The organism is Geothrix fuzhouensis, from assembly GCF_024609325.1.
Taxonomy (GTDB): domain Bacteria; phylum Acidobacteriota; class Holophagae; order Holophagales; family Holophagaceae; genus Geothrix; species Geothrix fuzhouensis.
Window position 1 is genome coordinate 1,153,674 of record NZ_JANHMQ010000001.1, and the last position, 18,217, is coordinate 1,171,890.

Sequence of the window (18,217 nt, forward strand, 5' to 3'; positions counted from 1 at the left end):
TCTTCACAATTGCCCAGTAAGATGAGGCATGAATCCAAGCCGCCTCCTACTCTTCTGTCTCGTGGCCGCCACCCTGGGCGCCCAGCCCGCTCCTGCTCCCCTCCACGCCACGGCCGAGCGGCTGCGGGCCGAGGCCTTCCGGACCCACGGCGCCTATGCGGATCTCGCCTGGCTCTGCGACCGCATCGGGAACCGGCTGTCCGGCTCGCCCCAGCTGGATCAGGCCATTGCATGGGCCCAGGCGCGTCTGAAGGCCGCGGGCCTCACCAACGTCCACGCCGAACCCGCCATGGTGCCCCACTGGGTGCGGGGCCACGAATCCGCCGAGCTGCTGCTGCCTACGCCGCAGCGTGTGAACCTCCTGGGACTGGGCGGCAGCGTGGGCACCCCCGAGGGCGGGCTCACGGCGGACGTGGTAGTGGTGGGATCTTTCGACGAGCTCGACAAGCTCGGCACGGCCGTGAAGGGGAAGATCGTCCTCTATGACGTGCCCTTCAAGGGCTACGGCCGGACGGTGGTCTATCGCCACGACGGCGCCTCGCACGCCGCCCGCTACGGTGCCGTGGCCGCCCTGGTGCGCTCCGTGGGCCCCGTGAGCCTGGACACCCCCCACACCGGCGTCATGGACTACGATGCCGCCTATCCGAAGATCCCCACCGCCGCCGTCACCATCGAGGCCTCCACGCAGATGCGGCGCATGCAGGACCGGGGCGAGCGCATCCGCCTGAAGCTGGAGATGGGCGCCAAGACTTTGCCCGATGCGCCTTCCGCCAATGTCGTGGCCGACATCCGGGGTTCGGAGAAGCCTGATGAGGTGGTCATCCTCAGCGGCCATCTGGATAGCTGGGATGTGGGTCAGGGCGCTCAGGACGACGGCGCGGGCACCGTCGCCGCCATGGAGGCCGCGCGTCTCATCCAGGCCCTGGGCCTGAAGCCCCGCCGCACCATCCGCGTGATCCTGTGGACCAACGAGGAGAACGGGCTGCGCGGCGGCCTCGCCTACCGGGACGCCCACCGGGCCGAGCTCGGGAAGATCGTCGCCGCCTTCGAGACCGACTCGGGCAGCGAGCGGATCAAGGCCTTCAGCCTGGACCTGCAGAAGGCCAAGCCCGAGGCCAAAGCGGTCGCGTTGGCCTCATTGAAAAGCCTGGGCGCGAGTCTCGAACCCTTCGGTGTCGTGGAGCTCCGGCTGGGCGGCTCCGGCGCGGACGTGGGCCCCATGGTGGCCGAAGGCGTCCCCGGCATCGGTGTGGGCCATGCGGCCACCCACTACTTCGACATCCACCACACCCAGGCCGACACGGTCGACAAAGTGGACCCGGACGACCTGGCCTTCAACGCCGCCGCGCTAGCCAGCTTCGCCTATGCCCTGGCGCAGTCGGACCTGCGGTTCCAGTAGGCACGGCCGCCTGCCACTCAAAGCCCCGGAGGAAAGCCCACGGCCAACCTCAGGCGGGCGATGGCGGGATCCACGCTGCCATCGACTCGCCGGATGAGGATGGGCGGTTCGACCTCCGGGCACTGGGCCCGAGCCTCGAAATCCTCCGGGTAGTCCCTCCGCCGCCCGGCGGCAAACACATCCAGGCCGTACGGTTCGCCCTCCTTGAAGACAATCTCCCGGCGGTGGAGGCAAAGCAGGCCGGCGTCGTGCAGGGCGGCCAGGGCGCGGGCCCGCTGATCGTTGGGGAAGACACAGGCGAAGAGCCCGCCCGGGGCCAGAATCCGGGTTGCGGCCATCGCGTAGTCCGTGATGCTGCCGCGCACCTCGAGGCGCGCGGGCACCGACTGGGGGTGGGCGGCAGCCAGACGTTGGCCTTCCGGCCAGTAGGGCGGCGTGCCCGTCACCAGGTCGAAGGGGGCTTCCCCTTCGAACAAGCCTTGATCGCGGATGTCCCCCAGACGCGGAAAGATACGGCTCTCCTGCCCGTTGTAGCGGATGCTCTTCCGAGCCAGACGCAGGCTCTCCTCCTGGGCCTCCACCGTATGCACCACGGCACCCGGGCAACGCCAGGCGGCCATGAGCGCCACGCTGCCAATGCCCGAGCCCAGATCCGCGATGCGGCCGGCGCGGGGGCACCAGGTGGTGCCGTACCAGGCGGTCACCAGATCGTCCGTGCTGAACCGGTTGCCCCGCTTCAGCTGGAAGATCCGCCAATACCCGCAGAGGCCGTCCAGGGTTTCGCCCGGCTCCAAGTCCACCCCGCCCGGAGGAACAGGACCTGGGCGCGTCCAGCCCTTGTAGGCGGAGGCATCGTCGGGAGCGGAGCGGCGCGGCATCTGATGAGTGTGGGGCAGGACTGAAAGGACAGGAAAGGCAGGGAACGGCAGATGGCGCAGATTCTCGCAGATGACCACTTCAAGGCCGGGTGGGCCGAACCTGGCATTCGATCCTTCTTATCTGCGCCATCTGCGTCATCTGCGGTTCCAACTTCAATTCCTTCCCCCCTGTTTCCCGCACTTCCGGTCTGGCATATGGACAATGGCTGCGCGACACTCGAGCATGGCCGTACCTGGGAAAGTCCTGGAGCCCGTCCTCCGCGAGGGGGAAGGCACGGCTTGCGAAGGGGACAGTTGCCTTACGCTTGAAGGGGCGTTCGACCGTGTGAAGGCGGCCTTCCTGCAGCACCACCCCAAGGGGGATGTGGCCCTGCTCCGCCGGGCCTTCACCGTGGGCCGGGACATGCACGCCACCCAGCTCCGGCGGAGTGGCGAGCCCTACTTCTTCCATCCCCTGGCCGTGGCCCAGAGCCTGGCGGACTGGCGGCTGGACGCCGCGAGCGTGGCCTGTGGCCTCCTCCACGACGTGGTGGAAGACACCCTCATGACCCTGCCCCAGGTGAAAGCGCAGTTCGGGGACGAGATCGGCGAGATCGTGGACGGCCTCACGAAGATGAGCAAACTGGCCTTCACGGACAAGCATCTGCTGAACGCCGAGAACGTCCGCAAGCTGCTGGTGGCCATGGGCAAGGACGTGCGCGTGCTGCTGGTGAAGCTGGCGGACCGCCTGCACAACATGAAGACCCTGGGGGTCATGGAGGAGGAGAAGCGCCGCCGGATCTCGCGCGAGACGCTGGAACTTTACGCCCCCCTGGCCAACCGCCTGGGCATGGGGTTGGTGCGCCTGGAGTTGGAGGATCTGGCCTTCCGCCAGCTGGAACCCGAGCAGTACGAATACCTGAAAAACGCGGTGGAGGCCAAGCGCGCCAAGCTTGCCGGCACCATCCAGGAGATCCACGGCTCGCTCCAGGCCATCCTCCGCCAGCAGGGCATCAACGCCCACGTCACCGGCCGCGTGAAGCACCTCTACGGCATCTGGAAGAAGATGGGCGCCCAGGCCAAAGGGTTCGAAGACATCCACGACTGGCTGGCCTACCGCATCATCTGCCCGGACCGGGCCAGCTGCTACACGGCCTTGGGGCTTGTGCACGGCCTCTACCGGCCCGTACCCGGCAAGTTCAAGGACTACATCAGCCTGCCCAAGGAGAACGGCTACCAGAGCATCCACACCACCGTGCTGATGAACTCCGGGGACATCTTCGAGGTGCAGATCCGCACGGAGGAGATGCACCTCCACGCCGAGGCCGGCATCGCCAGCCACTGGACCTACAAGGACGGCCGCATCGCCAACCGTCTGGAGATCAACCAAGTGGCCTTCCTCCGGCGCATGGTCGAGCTGCACCAGGACGCCCAGGACAGCCGCGACCTGGTGGCCAACCTGCGTGGTGAGCTGAACTTCAACCGCATCCAGGTCTTCACACCCAAGGGTGACCTGCGCAGCCTGGTGGAAGGCAGCACGCCCGTGGACTTCGCCTACGCCATCCACACCCAGGTGGGCCACCGCTGCGTGGGCGCCAAGGTGAACGGGCGCATGGTGCCGCTCAAGCACACCCTCCAGAACGGGGACCGTGTGGAGATCCTCACGCGGCCCGACCACAAGCCCAGCCGGGACTGGCTGGGCTTCGTCAAGTCCGCCGGCGCCAAGAGCCGCATCCAGGCCTTCATCCGCGAAGAGGAGCGCGCCCACGCCATCACCCTGGGCCGTGAGCGGCTGGAGCGCGAGGCCCGCACCATGGGCGTGCGCCTGGACGATCCCGACTCCCAGGCCAAGCTCGAGGCGCGGCTCATCGAACTCAAACTGGCGAACTGGGATGCCGCCCACGCGTCCCTGGGCTTCGGCCGCCTCACGGTCCACAAGCTCCTTGAGCCCCTGATCCCCGAGCCCGAGCGCGCCAAGCCCAAGGAAAACGTCTCGAACCTCATGGATTCCGTGGTGGTGGGCGATACCGCCGGCATCCTCTATGCCCTGGCCGCCTGTTGCAAACCCATCTGGGGCGACGAGGTGGTTGGCTACATCACCCGCACCCGCGGCACCGCCATCCACCGGGCCGACTGTCCCCAGCTGACGAAGGGGACCATGCATCCCGAGCGCCGCGTGAACGTGGCCTGGGGCAAACACGGGACGGAGCTCTACGACACGGAGATCGCCCTCACCACCGAGGACCGGCCCGGCATGGTGGCCGCCATTTCCGAAGGCATCCAGCGCGTGGGCATCAACGTACAGCGCTTCCACGGCTCGGCCACGGAGGAGGGCGCCGGCCTCTTCCACATCGCCCTGCGGGTGCGCGACCGGACCCACCTCGTGGAGCTCATGGCCAGCCTGCGCCGCATTCGCGGAGTCTACACCGTGGAACGGGTGAAGGGATCCGTGTTCGGGAAGGTGAAATGAGCACCTGGCGCCCCCCGGCCGAAGCTCCGCCGGTCCCCTGGCCCCGCATCGCGGAAAGCCTGCGGCGGCCACAGCTCGGACCGAACCCGCACAAGATCAGCGCCCGCATCCCTGAAGATCCCCGGCGCGCGGCGGTGGGGGTGATCCTCTGGGGCGATCCAGCGGGCGCCCGCAAGCTCGTGGTGGCCCAGCGCGGCTACGGCGCACCCCACCACCCGGGCGAGCTCGCCTTCCCCGGCGGCATGGTGGAGCCCCGCGACCGGGATCTGACCGCCACGGCCCGACGCGAGGTGGCCGAGGAGATCGGGGTGTCCGAAGGGCTTTGGGAATTGGGTTGTTTCCCCGATGGTGTGGCCAAGGCCCGGGTGCGCTTCACCCCGGTCTTCTTCCGCTGGGAGCATCCCGAACCCAGATTTCATCTGGATCACGAGCTGGAACAGGTCCTCATGCTGCCGCTGGCACCCCTCATGGAAGCGCCCTGGACCATCGAGCGGCTTGAGCGCCACGGCCTGGCCCTGGACGTGCCCAGGCTCGAGCTGCCCCAGGCCCCCTTGTGGGGCGCCACGGCCTTCATCCTCAAGGCCTGGCTGGATGTGCTGAAGGACTGCTCCGACCTTACTCCGGGCGCAAACTGACGCGCTGGTGGAATCCAGGTACGGAACCTGATCTCTGGGTCGATTGACACCCATCGCCGGCGACCCTACATTTCCGGCCCGCCCATGCGGCCCCCGCCAGGACCTGCCGTGAGCGCCGCGGAGGAGCCATGATCCTCACCATCCGAAAGACCGGCGGACCTGGGGGCATCGAAGAGCTGCTCGGCACCGTGGATGCGACCCGGTTCGACGCCGAGTCCCACCGGATCCTCGCCCTCCAGCTGGAGGACTTGACCGACCTGACCAGCAGCCACGAGCCCATCGATGGCGACTGCTACCGGTACGAGATCGAAGTCCAGGGACCCGGCAAGGCGCGCAATCTCCTGGCCGTGGATGACGAAGGCGATCCGGATCATCCAGCCTTCAAGGCCCTGACCGCCCTGCTGCGAACCCTCGGCCTGCCCCCGCTTTGAGCCGGCGCGAAAGTGCGCCACGCGGTGGCCCATCGGCCGCCGCGTGGCGCGTTCTGGACGCTCCGCCCTATTTGACGTTCACCGCCAGCCAGGCTGTGTTCACGGTGGCGTACTCGGTGGAACCGGCCCCGTAGAGATCCGCAGCCGCGTTCAGGGTGGCGACCCGGGCACCCGCGTAGTCGGTGCGCTTGGTCATGTAGACGGTGAGGGCCCGGTACCAGATGCGGCCGGCCTTGTCGTTGCCGATGCCAGTAATGCTGGTGACGTCGTTGGTCATGGGCGAGGCGATGTTGTCACAGAGGTCGTCCACTTGGCTGCCGTGGGCCAGCAGGAAGAAGAAATGGTTCGCCACGCCAGAGCTGTAGTGGACATCCAGTCGGCCGAGGGTCTTGCTGTAGAAGTCCGGGCTGCGGCCGTCGCGGCTGGGCTTGTACATCCAGCGCAGGGCCTCATTCGGGTAGGCGTGGCCCCAGCTGTTCTCGAACAGCTTGTAGTTGGCAGTGATGGGCCCGGGACCGGCCGTGCTGGGGATGAAGCTGCCGGTACTGTTGTTCAGAGTGTAGAACTCCACCAGGGTGCCGAAGATGTCTGAATTGGCTTCGTTGAGACCGCCGGACTCCCTGCGGTACTGCAGGTTGGCAGTGGCTGAGCACACGCCGTGGCTCATCTCGTGGCCCGCGGTATCCAGATCCGCTTCGCCGACAGACCCTCCCACCTGGCCGTCGCCATAGGTCATGCAGAAGCAGCTGTCGGACCAGAAGGCGTTGTCGTACTGGCTGCTGTAGTGCATGCGGCTGAAGGTGGCCCGGCCAGCATCGTCGATGCCATCCCGGCTGAAGGCATTCAGGTAGAAGTCCCAGGTGGCCTGCATGCCCCGGTGGCCATCCACACCCGCGGTCTGGGCGTTCGCGCTCATACCCGGCGTGCCGTTGTACTGCAGCCCGTCGCCCCAGGCGTTGTCGGCGTCCGTGAAGATCGTACCTGTGCCCGAGGTGCCGTTGAGCAGGTTGGTCGTGACGTTGTTGTTGAAGGTGCCACCTGTGCCCCGAGTCATGTCCCGCAGCTCGTAGCCCGTGCCGGTGCTGTTGGTGTTGAGGGTCACCGTCCCGTACCACTGGGACTTGCCCGTTCCGCTGGCCCCGGCGGTTCGGAGGGTATCCCAGGACTCGAGGATCTTGCCCGAGTGGGCGTCCACCAGGAAGTCCGTGTGTTTGGTCTCCTGGGCGCCGTTCTCCAACTCGGTGTGGATGTGGTAGGCCAGCACCTGCCGGTTGGCGCGGCCGGGTTCGTTGGCCTCGATGCTGGCCACGACCAGGGTCGCGGTTGGCTCGTAGGTGTAGCTCCCGCGGGGGGCCAGGGCCGCGTGGGCGGCGGCCAGGGCTTCGGCGCGACCGAGGGTGGGTTCCACGCTCAGGGCCAGCCCGCGGACCAAGTCATCCGTGACGGCTCGCACCCGGCCATTCCGGAAGTGGACGATGGCCTCGCCTTCGAGCACGGGAACGCCCTTGTAGGTCTGGTCCAGGCGGACGTGGTCCTCGCCGAAGGCATCGGCAACCCGATTCTTGAAGGCGAAGCCCAGGTGCTGGTCGAGACCCAGCTGGAAGGCGCGAGCGGTCAGATGGCCCCGGGCCTCCCGGACGAGGGCATCGGTCCGGGCCTGATCGGGTGGAGCAGCCAACAGGAAGGCAGGAAGGAGGAAGGGAACCAGGTAGCGCATGGAACCTCCAAGGCGATGAAGCTGGGGCTTTCATCCCAACCTAGGGCCACGATCCTACTCTCGACGGTTAAGAGATGTTAATTTTTCGACTACAATTAATAAATATCAATAATTATTACGATGACAAAGGTTGCTCTCGTGGATACCCAAACACGGCGGGGCCCCGGGGGGCGGAATCGGCTTCCGCTTTCCCCGGGGCCTGGAAATCGCAGGTGTTCGGGCTACTTCTTCTCAGCCTTTACCGAGCCGTCCTTGCCCAGGTACTTGTCCGGGTCCTTCTGGAGGGTCGCGCCGCAGGACTTGCTGCACACGCGGTATTCCCGGCCCCTGACGACTACGGTGGCGGCCTTGGCATCCACCGTCATCTTGCAGACGGGATCCTTGGTGTTGGTGGCGGGCTTGGCCTTCTCGGGCGCAGGGGCGGCCAGGACGGCCAGGGTGAGCAGGGCGGTATGAAGCATATGACCTCCGGGTAATATTCTAGTCTATCCACTATTTCTTGGCGTTTTTCGGTGTGCCGTCCTTTTCGAGGTACTTGTCTGGGTTCTTCAGCAGGGTCGCGTCGCAGCCACCACAGCAGAGGCGGTATTCCTGGCCGCGAACCGCCACGGTCTTGGACTTTTCGCTCACCTTGCCCCCCAGGACGGGGCACTTGGTGTTCGTGGCGGGCTTGGCTTGGGGGCTGGCGGCGATGGCCAGGGTCAGCAGAAGGTTGAGCATGGGAGGTCCTTGTGCAATGGTCGGCCCGTGAAGCGTCGGCGGAACCTGGGCCGTTTGTGGGCACCGCCGTGGGGAGCAATCGGGAAGTCACGAGCAGGTATGCCTTTCAAGGCGTCAGACCGGTTCCGGTACGGGTTCAGGCGTGACTGGGCCTTCCACCACCTCCTTGCGCTTCCAGAGGTAGTAGATGGAGGGATAGACCAGCAGTTCGAGCAGGAAGCTGGTGGCCAGGCCGCCCACCATGGGCGCGGCAATGCGCTTCATGACGTCGGCGCCGGTACCCGTACTCCACATGATGGGGAGCAGGCCCATGAAGGCCGCGAAGACGGTCATAGCCTTGGGACGCACGCGCTTCACGGCCCCGTGGATGATGGCCTCCACCAGGTCGCCCGTGGTGTTCAGGCGGCCTTCCTTCCGGGCCTCGTCGTGGCTGAGGTCCAGGAAGAGCAGCATGAAGACGCCGGTCTCCGCATCGAGCCCCATGAGGGCGATGAGGCCCACCCACACGGCGATGCTCATGTTGTAGCCGAGCAGCCACAGAAGCCAGAAGGCGCCGATGGCGCTGAAGGGCACGGCCAGCATCACGACCGAGGCCTTGAAGGCGCTCTTGGTGTTGGCGTAGAGCAGACCGAAGATCAGCACCAGGGTGATGGGCAGGATGATCTTCAGGCGTTCTTTCACGCGGATCATGTTTTCGTACTGTCCTGACCAGGTGAGGCTGTAGCCCGCGGGGAGCTTGAGCTCCTTCTCCACCGCGGCCTTGGCCCGCTGGACGTAGGTGCCCACGTCCAGCTTCGACGTGTCGAAATCCACCAGCACGTACCCGTTCATCTGGCCGTTCTCGTCGCGGATCATGGCAGGGCCATTGGTCCACTGCAGGTCCGCGATCTCCTCCATGGGCACCAGGGCGCCCGTCGGCGTGGGGACGAGAACCCGCTTCAAGGCATCGGGACTTTCGCGGTAGTCCCGGGCGTAACGCACATTCACGGGGTACCGGGCCCGACCGTCGTAGACCGTGCTCTGGTTGTCGCCGCCCACGGCGGTCATCACCAGCATGTTGGCCTGCTCGACGCTGAGGCCGTAGCGGGCCAGCTGGTCCCGCTTCAGCACGAAATCCAGGAAGTAGCCCTGGGCCGTGCGTTCCGCGAAGGCGCTGCGGGTTCCGGGAACGCCCGACAGGATGCGCTCCGCTTCCACGGCGACCTTCTGGATAGTGTCCAGGTCCGCGCCGTTGATCTTGAGGCCCACGGGCGTGCGGATGCCGGTGGACAGCATGTCCTGCCGCGCCTTGATGGGCATGGTCCAGGCGTTGGGGATGGCCGGGAGTTTCACCACGCGGTCCAGCTCGGCGACGATCTCCTCCTGGGTGATGCGATCCCGCCACACCGGGCGCAGGACGGCCTTCAGGAAATCCGGGGCCCAGGCGCTGAACCAGCGGGGCTTCTCGCGCCACTGGTCCTCGGGCTTCAAGGTGATCACCGTCTCCATCATGGAGAAGGGCGCGGGGTCCGTGGACGTGTCGGCCCGTCCAGCCTTGCCGAAGACGCCCGCCACTTCCGGCACGGTGCGGATCAGGCGGTCCTGCACCTGGAGGATGCGCTGGGCCTCGGTCTGGCTTAGACCCGGCAGCGTCGAGGGCATGTAAAGCAGCGTCCCTTCGTTCAGCGGCGGCATGAACTCGCTGCCCAGGCTCATGAAGGCAGGGATCGTGGCCAGCACCAGCAACACAGCTACGCCGATGGTCGCCTTGGCATGCTTCACCACGAAGCGGCAGGGCCCCTCGTAGATCCGGTGCAGGAAGACGCTGATGGGATGCCTTTCCTCCGCGTAGTACTTCCCGACGGCCAGCTGGGTGAAGGTCCAGGCCAGCCACCTCGGCTTGAACTGGAAGGGTTCGATGCGCGCGAAGAGCATGCGCATGGCCGGATCCAGGGTCAGCGCCAGGAGCGCGGCGATGCCCATGGCGAAGTTCTTGGAGAAAGCCAGGGGCTTGAACAACCGCCCTTCCTGGTCCACCAGCGTGAAGATGGGCAGGAAGCTCACCGCCACCACCAGCAGGGAGAAGAAGACGCTCGGCCCCACCTCCATCAAGGCTTCGAGCCTGATGTGGTAGAAGCTCCCGGGTTTTCCGGCCGCGATCCACCGTTCGATCTTCTTGTAGGCGTTCTCCACTTCGACGATGGCTCCGTCCACCAGCACGCCGATGGATATGGCGATGCCGGCGAGGCTCATGAGGTTGGCGTTCTGGCCGATGCCGTACATCGGGATGAACGCGAGCGCCACGCTCACCGGAATGGTGATGATGGGCACGATGGCCGAGGGCACGTGCCAGAGGAAGATCAGAATGATGATCGAAACGACGATCATCTCCTCGATGAGCTTGTGTTTCACCGTCTTGATGGCGTGGTGGATCAGCTCGGAGCGGTCGTAGACCGTGACCACTTCCACGCCCTCGGGGAGCCCCTGCTTCAGTTCGTTGATCTTCGTCTTCACGCGTTCGATCACGTTCAGGGCATTTTCACCCTGGCGCATCACCACGATGCCGCCGACCACGTCCCCCTGGCCGTCCAGGTCCGTGAGGCCCCGGCGCATCTCGGGCCCCAAGGTCACCGTGGCCACCTCGCCCAGGCGCACCGGCGTGCCGTTCTCGGCCTTGAGCACCGCCTGTTCGAGATCATGGGTGGTCTTCACGTAGCCGCGGCCCCGGACCATGTACTCGCGCCCGCTGTACTCCACCAGGCGTCCGCCGACCTCCGAATTGGCCGACTTGACGGCACCGATGACGGAATCGATGGGGATCCGGTAGGCCGCCAGTTTGTTGGGATCGACCTGGACCTGGAACTGCCGGGCCTGGCCGCCCACCGTGGCCACCTCAGCCACCCCGGGCGTGCTTTGGATGGAGTAGCGGAGGAACCAATCCTGCAGCGACCTCAGCTCATCCGTGCTGTGCTTCCCGCTGTGATCCACCAGGGCGTACTGGTAGATCCAACCCACGGAGGTGGCGTCAGGACCGATGACCGGCGTCACGCCAGGAGGCAGGCTCGACGTGATCTTGCTGAGGTACTCCAGCGTGCGGGATCGGGCCCAGTAGATGTCCGTGCCGTCCTCGTAGATGACATAGACATAAGAGAATCCGAAATCCGACAGGGCGCGGACCGCCTTCACCTTCGGCGCGCCGAGCAGCGCCGTGACGATGGGGTAGGTCACCTGGTCCTCGACGATGTCGGGGCTCCGGTCCCACTTGGTGTAGACGATCACCTGGGTGTCGCTGAGATCCGGCAGGGCATCCAGCGGGATGTTCCGCATGGTCCAGAAGGACATGGCGATCAACACCACCGAGGCGGCCATCACCAGCCAGCGGTTCTCCGCCGAGAAGCGGATGATCCGCTGGAGGAAAGTCGGGTGTTCGGGGTCGTAGCCCACGTGTGCGCTCATATCGGCCCCCTCAATGCTGGTGGCCGGACGGCGCCGGCTGGGCAGGGGCCTTCGGGCCCTCGGTGTTGGTCGCCTTCTGGCTCATCTGGGCCAGGGCCGCCTTCAGGCGGGATTCAGAATCCACCAGGAAGTTGGCCCGGACGACGACCTCTTCGCCGGCCTTGAGGCCGGAGCGGATCTCCACCTTCTCTCCCACGGTGGTTCCCGTGGTGACCTCCCTCGGTTCGAACTTCCCGTCGCCCAGGGCCACGAAGGCGACCTTGGTGGTGCCGGCATCCAACACCGCATCCAGAGGGATGATGAGGCCCTTCCGTCCCTGGCCCTTGAGTACCACGTCACCGAACATCTCGGGCTTCAGGACACCCCCGGGGTTCGGGAACTCCACGCGGGCCTTGGCGGTGCGGGTCTTGGGATCCATGACCGGATCCACGAAGGCGATCCGCCCCTTGAAAATCTTGCCGGGGGCTGTCTGGACCGTCAGCTCGGCGGGGGTGCCCACCTTGGCGCGGCTCAGCTCGGCTTCGTAGACATCCACCAGCACCCAGACTCGGCTGAGATCCGTGATCTCGAAGGGGATGTCCGCAGGTGTGATGCGGGCGCCTTCCACCACATTCTTGGCCGTCACGACACCGGAGATGGGGCTGCGCAGGGTGAGGGCCCGCAGGACCTCGCCAGTCTTCTCCAGGTTATCGATGGCCGCCTGCGGGACGTCCCACAGCGTGAGACGGCGCCGCGCCGACTCCAGCAAATCCCCGCCGCTGCTCTGCAACGATCCGCCTGACAGAGCCTTCTGGGTCTTGAGGGCCAGAAGGTACTCCCGCTGGGCGCTGACGAAGTCGGGGCTGTAGAGGCTGAACAGAGGCTGCCCCTTGGCCAGGGGCTTTCCGACGAAATCCACGAAGAGTTTCTCGACGAAACCCTCCACCTTCACGTTCACCTTGCGGACGCGGGTCTCGTCCACGGCCACGCGGCCCAGGGCGCGCAGCTCGCCGCTCACGGCCCCCTCGGCCACCTTCTCGGTGCGCAGGCCGATGAGCTGCTGGCGCTCAGGATCGATCTTCACCGCGGCGTGGTCCTCGAGGCCCGCGCCCTCGCTCTGGAGATCGCCTTCATAGACCGGCACATAGTCCATCCCCATCTCGTCCTTCATGGGGACCTGGGACGTCTGGCTCGGGTTCATGGGGGAGCGGTAGTAGACGATCCTGCCCTTTTCCTTGGGGGCTTCGCTCGCCATGGGCACGAGTTCCATGCCACAGATGGGGCAGGTCCCCGGGTGGTCCTGGATGATCTGCGGATGCATGGGGCACTGGTACATCTGCTTCTTGGGCGCCGTCGCGCTGGCAGCTTCGTGGTTGTGGTCATGCTTCGCGGAGGGCCGCAGGAGGAGCGTGCCGCCGATGCCCGCGACGAGACCCAAGGCCACCAGGCCGAGGGTGCGGATGCGTGAGGCGCGGGATGCGGCGGGATGTTCGAAGGTGGGTTGCTCGAGGCTCATCGGAGTTCTCCTACATCTTGGGCATAGCAGGGCCGCTGTCCTGGGCCTGGCCCGGAACCTTGGCGGAGGTTGAAGCGGTGGGGGCTGCTGCGGCTCCGGAGGCCAGGCTGGCCGAGGCCAGGAACCCGCCACTGATGGGGGTCGTGGGACCGAGGGCAGCCTCGCGCAGGGCGATGTGCTGGGCCTGGAGTTGGGCCAGGGTCTGCAGGTAGGCGCCCTGATCTCCCACCCAGCCGTTGAGAGCCTCAAGGGTGCTCAGGAAGGACGCGCGGCCGGTCTCGTACTGGGCCAAGGAGGCCTTGAAGTTGGCCTCGCTCTGCACCAGCAGGCCCTCACGGTAGAGGTCCCGGGTGCGGCGCAGCGTCTCGATCTGGATGGTGCGCTCCTCCGTGCGCTGGCGGAGCAGGGTGCGCACCGATTCCACTTCTGCGCCTTGGCCGAGGCGGTGGTGCTCATGCTCGGCGATGGCCCGCTGCTGCTTGTGCCGGCCATAGATGGGCAGGGAGATGCTCACGCCCACCTGCCACATGGGATCCAGGCTGCCCCGGGGCATGATGCCCGCGGTGACGGCGAAATCCGGGCGCCGGTCCAGCTTCGCCAGGTCCAACAGTTTCTCGGTCTGGCGCACGCTCGCCCGCGCGCCAGCCAGTTCGGGACTGCGGGCCTCGACCTGTTCCGGGGTGAGGAGCCCAGGCTCGGGCAAGTCCGCCAGCACGGCCGTGGTGGCGATGGGGTCCGCCGGGGCGTGCTGGCGGAGGCGGTTCAGGCCTGCGAGGGTCGACCGCTCCTCGGCCTCCAGGGACCAGGCCGCCTGCTTCAGGCGCGTGAGTTCCAGCTGGGCCCGCAACAGATCACCCTGGCTGCCCTGCCCCACCTCGTAGCGGGTGCGGGCCAGGCGCTCGGCCTGTTCCAGGAAGACGGACTGCTGCGTCAGCAACTCCTTCTGTCCGCGGATCAGGAGCAGGGCCGCGTAGCCGCGCCGCACATCGGCCTCCAGGCCCAGGAGCACCCGGGAGCGGGTGGCTTCGGACAGATCCACTCCCGCCGCCGCCACCTCTTTTCGCAGGCCCCGCTTGCCTGGCCAGGGGAACGGCTGGGTGAAGGCGATGCTGTAATAGCTCGTCTCCATCTTGCCGATCTGGAGTTCCTTGAAGCCGTCGTTCTGGAGGCCCAGCGACAAGGACGGATCCGGCAGGACACCCGCCTGGGGGATGCGTTCCTGATCCATCCGCACCGCCGCGTCGGCCTTCTGGACGTCAGGGTGCTTCCCGAGGGCGTCCGCCAGCAGGGAGGCCAGGACGGGATCGGCCGCTTGGGGAGAGATGGCTGGGGGGTTGTAATGGGGGGCCTGGGCCAAGGCCGGTGCGGCGAGCACCAGGGCCGGGGCCAGGCGCAGCAGCGTGCGCATGGGGAACTCCGAGAAGGGAAAGAGGCGTGGGCCCGCTCAAAAGCAGGCAGAGCTTCGCATCATTTCCGATCAGATCCGGAGCGTATTCAGTCGTGCGAGGTGCCGTCCCAGATCCGGGTCACGACCACCTTGGATGGCGATGGGGAGGATTTCGGCAACCTCCGAAGTCGCACGGGCCCAGCCGACGGGTTCGGGTCGGGGCTCGGTCCGGCGTGCGCCCTGTTCCGCCCGGCGGGCCGCAGGAGCGACGACCACCTGGCGCTCGGCGCAGGCACCCCGCTGGGGCGTGCGGTTCCCTTCGGGCTTCGGGCAGGGGCACGAATCCTCCATGCCGCCGGGCATCATCCCACAGCAGCATTCGTGAGGTGCTGCCGCCCGGTCCCCGGCCAGCGCCCAGTCCCCGCCCACGCCGCCCAGGAGCAGCGCAACGGCCAGGATGGCGCGCAGGATCGACCGCACGGAATAACCTCCGGAGATTCTCATCATATGCCTTCCAGTCAGATGGAATCCCGGAATCCTTGATGAAAATCACAGCCATTCAGGGGCGGAGAGGCCTCAAACCCAGGTCCCGTGGGCCTCGGACCTAGACTACAGGAAGGCGCCCTAGTTCGGGATGGCCCTCGCAGCTCCCTCGAAGGCCGACTTTCCGGCCGTCATGACCGCCATCCGAAGTTTGGGATCGATCTGCACTTTCGCGGCCTCAGCCAGGTGGAGGGAGGCCGTGGCCTGATCGTACTCCCGGTCAACCCAGAGGACGTTGATGAGGTTATTCCAGGCGCTGCTGTAGGTTGAATCCACCTTGAGGGCATCCCGATACTGGACCTTGGCCTCGGCATGCCGTCCGAGCCGAAAGAGGCAGTTGCCTTGAAGAAAGGGGTACTCCCTGGGAATGGTGAAGGGGTCCGCACCCCGGGACAATGGCCCGCTTTTCCGCTTCTCCATGGAAATCGCGGTTTTGAGGCTAAGAATATCGCCTTCCCAGCACCCATTATTGCCGGCACCCAAGTCCGTATACTTAAGAGCGCCCTCGAGCAATTCGATGGTTTGTCTGTTTGAGGCCTCCAATTTGGCGATCTCGACCTGATAGAGCCGGTCCAGTTCACCGAGGCTGGCCATTGAACGCTCGATACAGGCCAGAGCCGTTTCGTAGTCCTTCATGTCGTAAGCCATGAGGGCCAGGTAGTAGTGAGCCTCGAAGTGATCCGGGATTGTGGCCAAACAGGACCTGATCAATGCCCGGGCTTGATCGAACTGCCGGTCGGCAACCAACCGGTCCACCTTATCCAGGGTGGGGGCCAGGGCCTTGTACCTGGGGAAAATGGTGAAATCTTTGGTCTGGCTACGCAGGGGCAGGGTCCACGTAAGCAGGCCCACGAGCAGCACTACGCCAAAAAATTTCCAGTGATTCCGGCAAGGGAAATGGGGAGTCATGCCGTGCTCCGTGATCCTCTGGTTCTTGTTGTCGAGATAGTTTGGACCCTATCTCATCCGCATCGATAGTCCCACCAAAGCTCAACCACCCTGCTTGCACATCGATCGCGGCTCGTGCTCTCCAACCGCCACTCCAGACCCAGGCCGCTCTCAACGTTTCGTTTACGATAAAGGCATGGGCACGATTGAGACGGCAGAGCTTGCGATCATCGGCGGCGGCATCGCCGGATTGAGCTTGGCGTTCCACCTGGCCCGGGCCGGTCAGCGGGGCCTCGTCCTCCTGGATCGGGAGGACCAGCCCGGCACCTACGCCAGCGGCCACAATGCCGCGGTGGCCCGGTCGCTGACGGGCCGCGACGAGCACACGGCCCTGACCGTGGAAGGTTGCCGGCGCCTGGCGGAAGTTGGCCTGATGACCGCCGGTGGCGGCCTGCTGGTGAGCGTGGCGCGCGGTCCCCTGGACGCCTTCGAGGCCGAGGCGACTCGCCACGGCGTAGAAGTCCAGCGCGGCGAAGGCATCCCCCTGCCCGGCCTCCGGGCTGCCGAACATTTGGCCATCCCTGGCGATGGGGTCATCGACGCCGCGGGCCTGCTGCAGGCCTGTGCCGACGGCGCCCGGACCGGAGGCGCCGACTTGCGCTTCGGCTGCGGCGTGAGCGGAATTCATCCGACGCAGGACGGGTTCGACCTGGACACGGATCGCGGGCCGTTGCATGCACGGGCCCTGGCCATCGCCGCGGGCGCCTGGGCCGGAGAGCTGGGCCGCCTGGCGGGATCGCAGATCGCTTACACCCCCCTGCGGCGCTCCCTGGTGTGGAGTGGCGCCGCCCATCCCCAGCAGGAACCCTGGGCCTGGTGGGTGGACCGGCCCTTCTACCTGCGCCCCGAGAGCGGTGGCGTCCTCATGTGCCCCTGCGAGGAGGTGGCCGTGCCCCTGCCTCCCCGCGGGCGCCAGCCGGATACCGATGCCTCCGTGCTCGACGGCCTCTTCGCCAGCCTGCGCGAGCTGGCGCCCGACCTGGCGGAGCGCCCCATCACCCGCTACTGGACCGGCCTGCGCACCTTCGCGCCGGACCGCCGCTTCGTCATCGGTTGGGATCCCTGGAATCCGCGCCTGTTCTGGTCCGCCGGCCTGGGCGGCCACGGCATGACCAGCGGCCTCGCCGTGGGCCAGCTTGCCGCCGACTGCTACCTGCGGAAGGCCACCGCCGGGCCCCTGGATCCAGCGCGGTTCCGCCAGGCGTAAAAGTCTGGATTTGAACCGCAGATGGCGCAGATGAATTCACCCTTCGCATCTTGGTTTTCATCTGCGTTCATCTGCGTCATCTGCGGTTCCCACCTTTTTCCTCGGGGTTGGATCTAGGATCGTTCCATGAACCCCACCACGCTCCGCGTCGCCCTCGTCCAGCAGGACACGGTCTGGCAGGATCCGGCCGCGAACCTGGCCCGGGCCCGCGGCTTCGTGGAGGCAGCGGCCCGCTCAGGCGCGCGGGTGGCGGTGTTCCCGGAGCTGTTCACCCTGGGCTTCACCATGGCGCCGGAGCCCTTCGCCGAACCCATCCCCGGCGCCACCACGGAGGCCGTGGCGGCGCTGTCCCGGGAGTTCGACGTCTACCTCGTGGGCACGGTCGTGGAAACCCACGCGCCCCACCCGCGCAACGCGGCCTTCGTCACCGCGCCGGACGGCTCGCTGCTCGCGACCTATCGGAAGATCCACCCCTTCTCCTACGGCGAGGAGCATCATCACTACTCCGGCGGCACGGACTGTCCGGTGTTCGAGATCGACGGCATCTGCTGCGGCCTGCAGATCTGCTACGACCTGCGCTTCCCCGAACCTTTCCGTGCCCTGGCTGCCAGGGGCGCCGAAGTGGTCTTCCTCCCCGCCAATTGGCCCGTGCGCCGCATTGCCGCATGGTCCACGCTGCTCGCCGCCCGGGCCATCGAGAACCAGATGGCCATCTGCGGCGTCAACCGCGTGGGCCGCGATGCGATGGACCTGGAGTACCCCGGCGCCTCCGCGATCCACGATGCCTTCGGAGAAGTCCTCGTGAAGGGGGATGCCACCGAGGGCCTGGTCGTCGGGGACCTCGACCTGGCCGCTCTGCGTACCTGGCGGGAACGATTCCCAGCGCTCAAAGACCGGCGGCCGGACATCTATTCGAGGCTGGATGGATGACCTCCATGGGGCTCGATCGCCGTCCTGCCTGACCCTCTGAAGT

General features: G+C 66.5%; 15 protein-coding genes. 6 read left to right on the top strand and 9 right to left on the bottom strand.

From position 1 onward, the window contains the following. The first annotated feature begins 28 nt into the window (after positions 1-28). Positions 29-1,399, top strand: coding sequence for a M20/M25/M40 family metallo-hydrolase (locus NOV74_RS05265; protein ID WP_257309905.1), 1,371 nt, complete (start codon positions 29-31; stop codon positions 1,397-1,399). 17 nt (positions 1,400-1,416) lie between these two features. On the opposite strand, the gene NOV74_RS05270 is transcribed toward NOV74_RS05265, so the two are convergent. Further along, positions 1,417-2,277: a tRNA1(Val) (adenine(37)-N6)-methyltransferase gene (locus tag NOV74_RS05270; protein ID WP_257309906.1), complete on the bottom strand. Its 861-nt coding sequence runs from the start codon at positions 2,275-2,277 to the stop codon at positions 1,417-1,419. Between the two features lie 223 nt (positions 2,278-2,500). Between NOV74_RS05270 and NOV74_RS05275 the strand changes: the two genes are divergently transcribed. From NOV74_RS05275 to NOV74_RS05285, 3 genes are all read left to right on the top strand, one after another. Next, positions 2,501-4,726, top strand: coding sequence for a RelA/SpoT family protein (locus tag NOV74_RS05275; protein ID WP_257309908.1), 2,226 nt, complete (start codon positions 2,501-2,503; stop codon positions 4,724-4,726). Next, complete coding sequence (locus tag NOV74_RS05280; protein WP_257309910.1) at positions 4,723-5,361, top strand: NUDIX hydrolase; 639 nt, start codon at positions 4,723-4,725, stop codon at positions 5,359-5,361. The genes NOV74_RS05275 and NOV74_RS05280 overlap by 4 nt, the downstream gene beginning before the upstream one ends. Positions 5,362-5,489: 128 nt before the next feature. After that, positions 5,490-5,792, top strand: a complete 303-nt coding sequence (locus NOV74_RS05285; RefSeq protein WP_257309912.1) for a hypothetical protein — start codon at positions 5,490-5,492, stop codon at positions 5,790-5,792. Between the two features lie 67 nt (positions 5,793-5,859). On the opposite strand, the gene NOV74_RS05290 is transcribed toward NOV74_RS05285, so the two are convergent. The 8 genes from NOV74_RS05290 to NOV74_RS05325 all read right to left on the bottom strand — a co-directional run bounded on the left by NOV74_RS05290 (position 5,860) and on the right by NOV74_RS05325 (position 15,998). Beyond that, complete coding sequence (locus NOV74_RS05290) at positions 5,860-7,509, bottom strand: M4 family metallopeptidase (protein WP_257309914.1); 1,650 nt, start codon at positions 7,507-7,509, stop codon at positions 5,860-5,862. Positions 7,510-7,730: 221 nt separating this feature from the next. Continuing rightward, a complete protein-coding gene (locus tag NOV74_RS05295; RefSeq protein ID WP_257309916.1) occupies positions 7,731-7,970 on the bottom strand; it encodes a hypothetical protein in 240 nt (79 codons plus the stop codon). 31 nt (positions 7,971-8,001) lie between these two features. Continuing rightward, positions 8,002-8,229, bottom strand: a complete 228-nt coding sequence (locus tag NOV74_RS05300; RefSeq protein ID WP_257309918.1) for a hypothetical protein — start codon at positions 8,227-8,229, stop codon at positions 8,002-8,004. 114 nt (positions 8,230-8,343) lie between these two features. Beyond that, the gene (locus tag NOV74_RS05305; protein ID WP_257309920.1) at positions 8,344-11,664 is read right to left on the bottom strand and encodes an efflux RND transporter permease subunit; all 3,321 of its coding nucleotides are present in this window, start codon (positions 11,662-11,664) and stop codon (positions 8,344-8,346) included. A 10-nt stretch (positions 11,665-11,674) separates the two neighbouring features. Further along, the gene (locus NOV74_RS05310) at positions 11,675-13,159 is read right to left on the bottom strand and encodes an efflux RND transporter periplasmic adaptor subunit (RefSeq protein WP_257309921.1); all 1,485 of its coding nucleotides are present in this window, start codon (positions 13,157-13,159) and stop codon (positions 11,675-11,677) included. A 10-nt stretch (positions 13,160-13,169) separates the two neighbouring features. Next, positions 13,170-14,567, bottom strand: coding sequence for a TolC family protein (locus NOV74_RS05315; RefSeq protein WP_257309924.1), 1,398 nt, complete (start codon positions 14,565-14,567; stop codon positions 13,170-13,172). Between the two features lie 69 nt (positions 14,568-14,636). Beyond that, the gene (locus tag NOV74_RS05320; protein WP_257309926.1) at positions 14,637-15,026 is read right to left on the bottom strand and encodes a hypothetical protein; all 390 of its coding nucleotides are present in this window, start codon (positions 15,024-15,026) and stop codon (positions 14,637-14,639) included. Between the two features lie 144 nt (positions 15,027-15,170). Then, complete coding sequence (locus tag NOV74_RS05325) at positions 15,171-15,998, bottom strand: tetratricopeptide repeat protein (protein WP_257309927.1); 828 nt, start codon at positions 15,996-15,998, stop codon at positions 15,171-15,173. 175 nt (positions 15,999-16,173) lie between these two features. On the opposite strand from NOV74_RS05325, the gene NOV74_RS05330 reads away from it, so the two are divergent. Then, a complete protein-coding gene (locus NOV74_RS05330) occupies positions 16,174-17,244 on the top strand; it encodes an NAD(P)/FAD-dependent oxidoreductase (RefSeq protein ID WP_257309930.1) in 1,071 nt (356 codons plus the stop codon). Positions 17,245-17,370: 126 nt separating this feature from the next. Beyond that, positions 17,371-18,174, top strand: coding sequence for a carbon-nitrogen family hydrolase (locus NOV74_RS05335; protein ID WP_257309931.1), 804 nt, complete (start codon positions 17,371-17,373; stop codon positions 18,172-18,174). Positions 18,175-18,217: the final 43 nt, after the last annotated feature.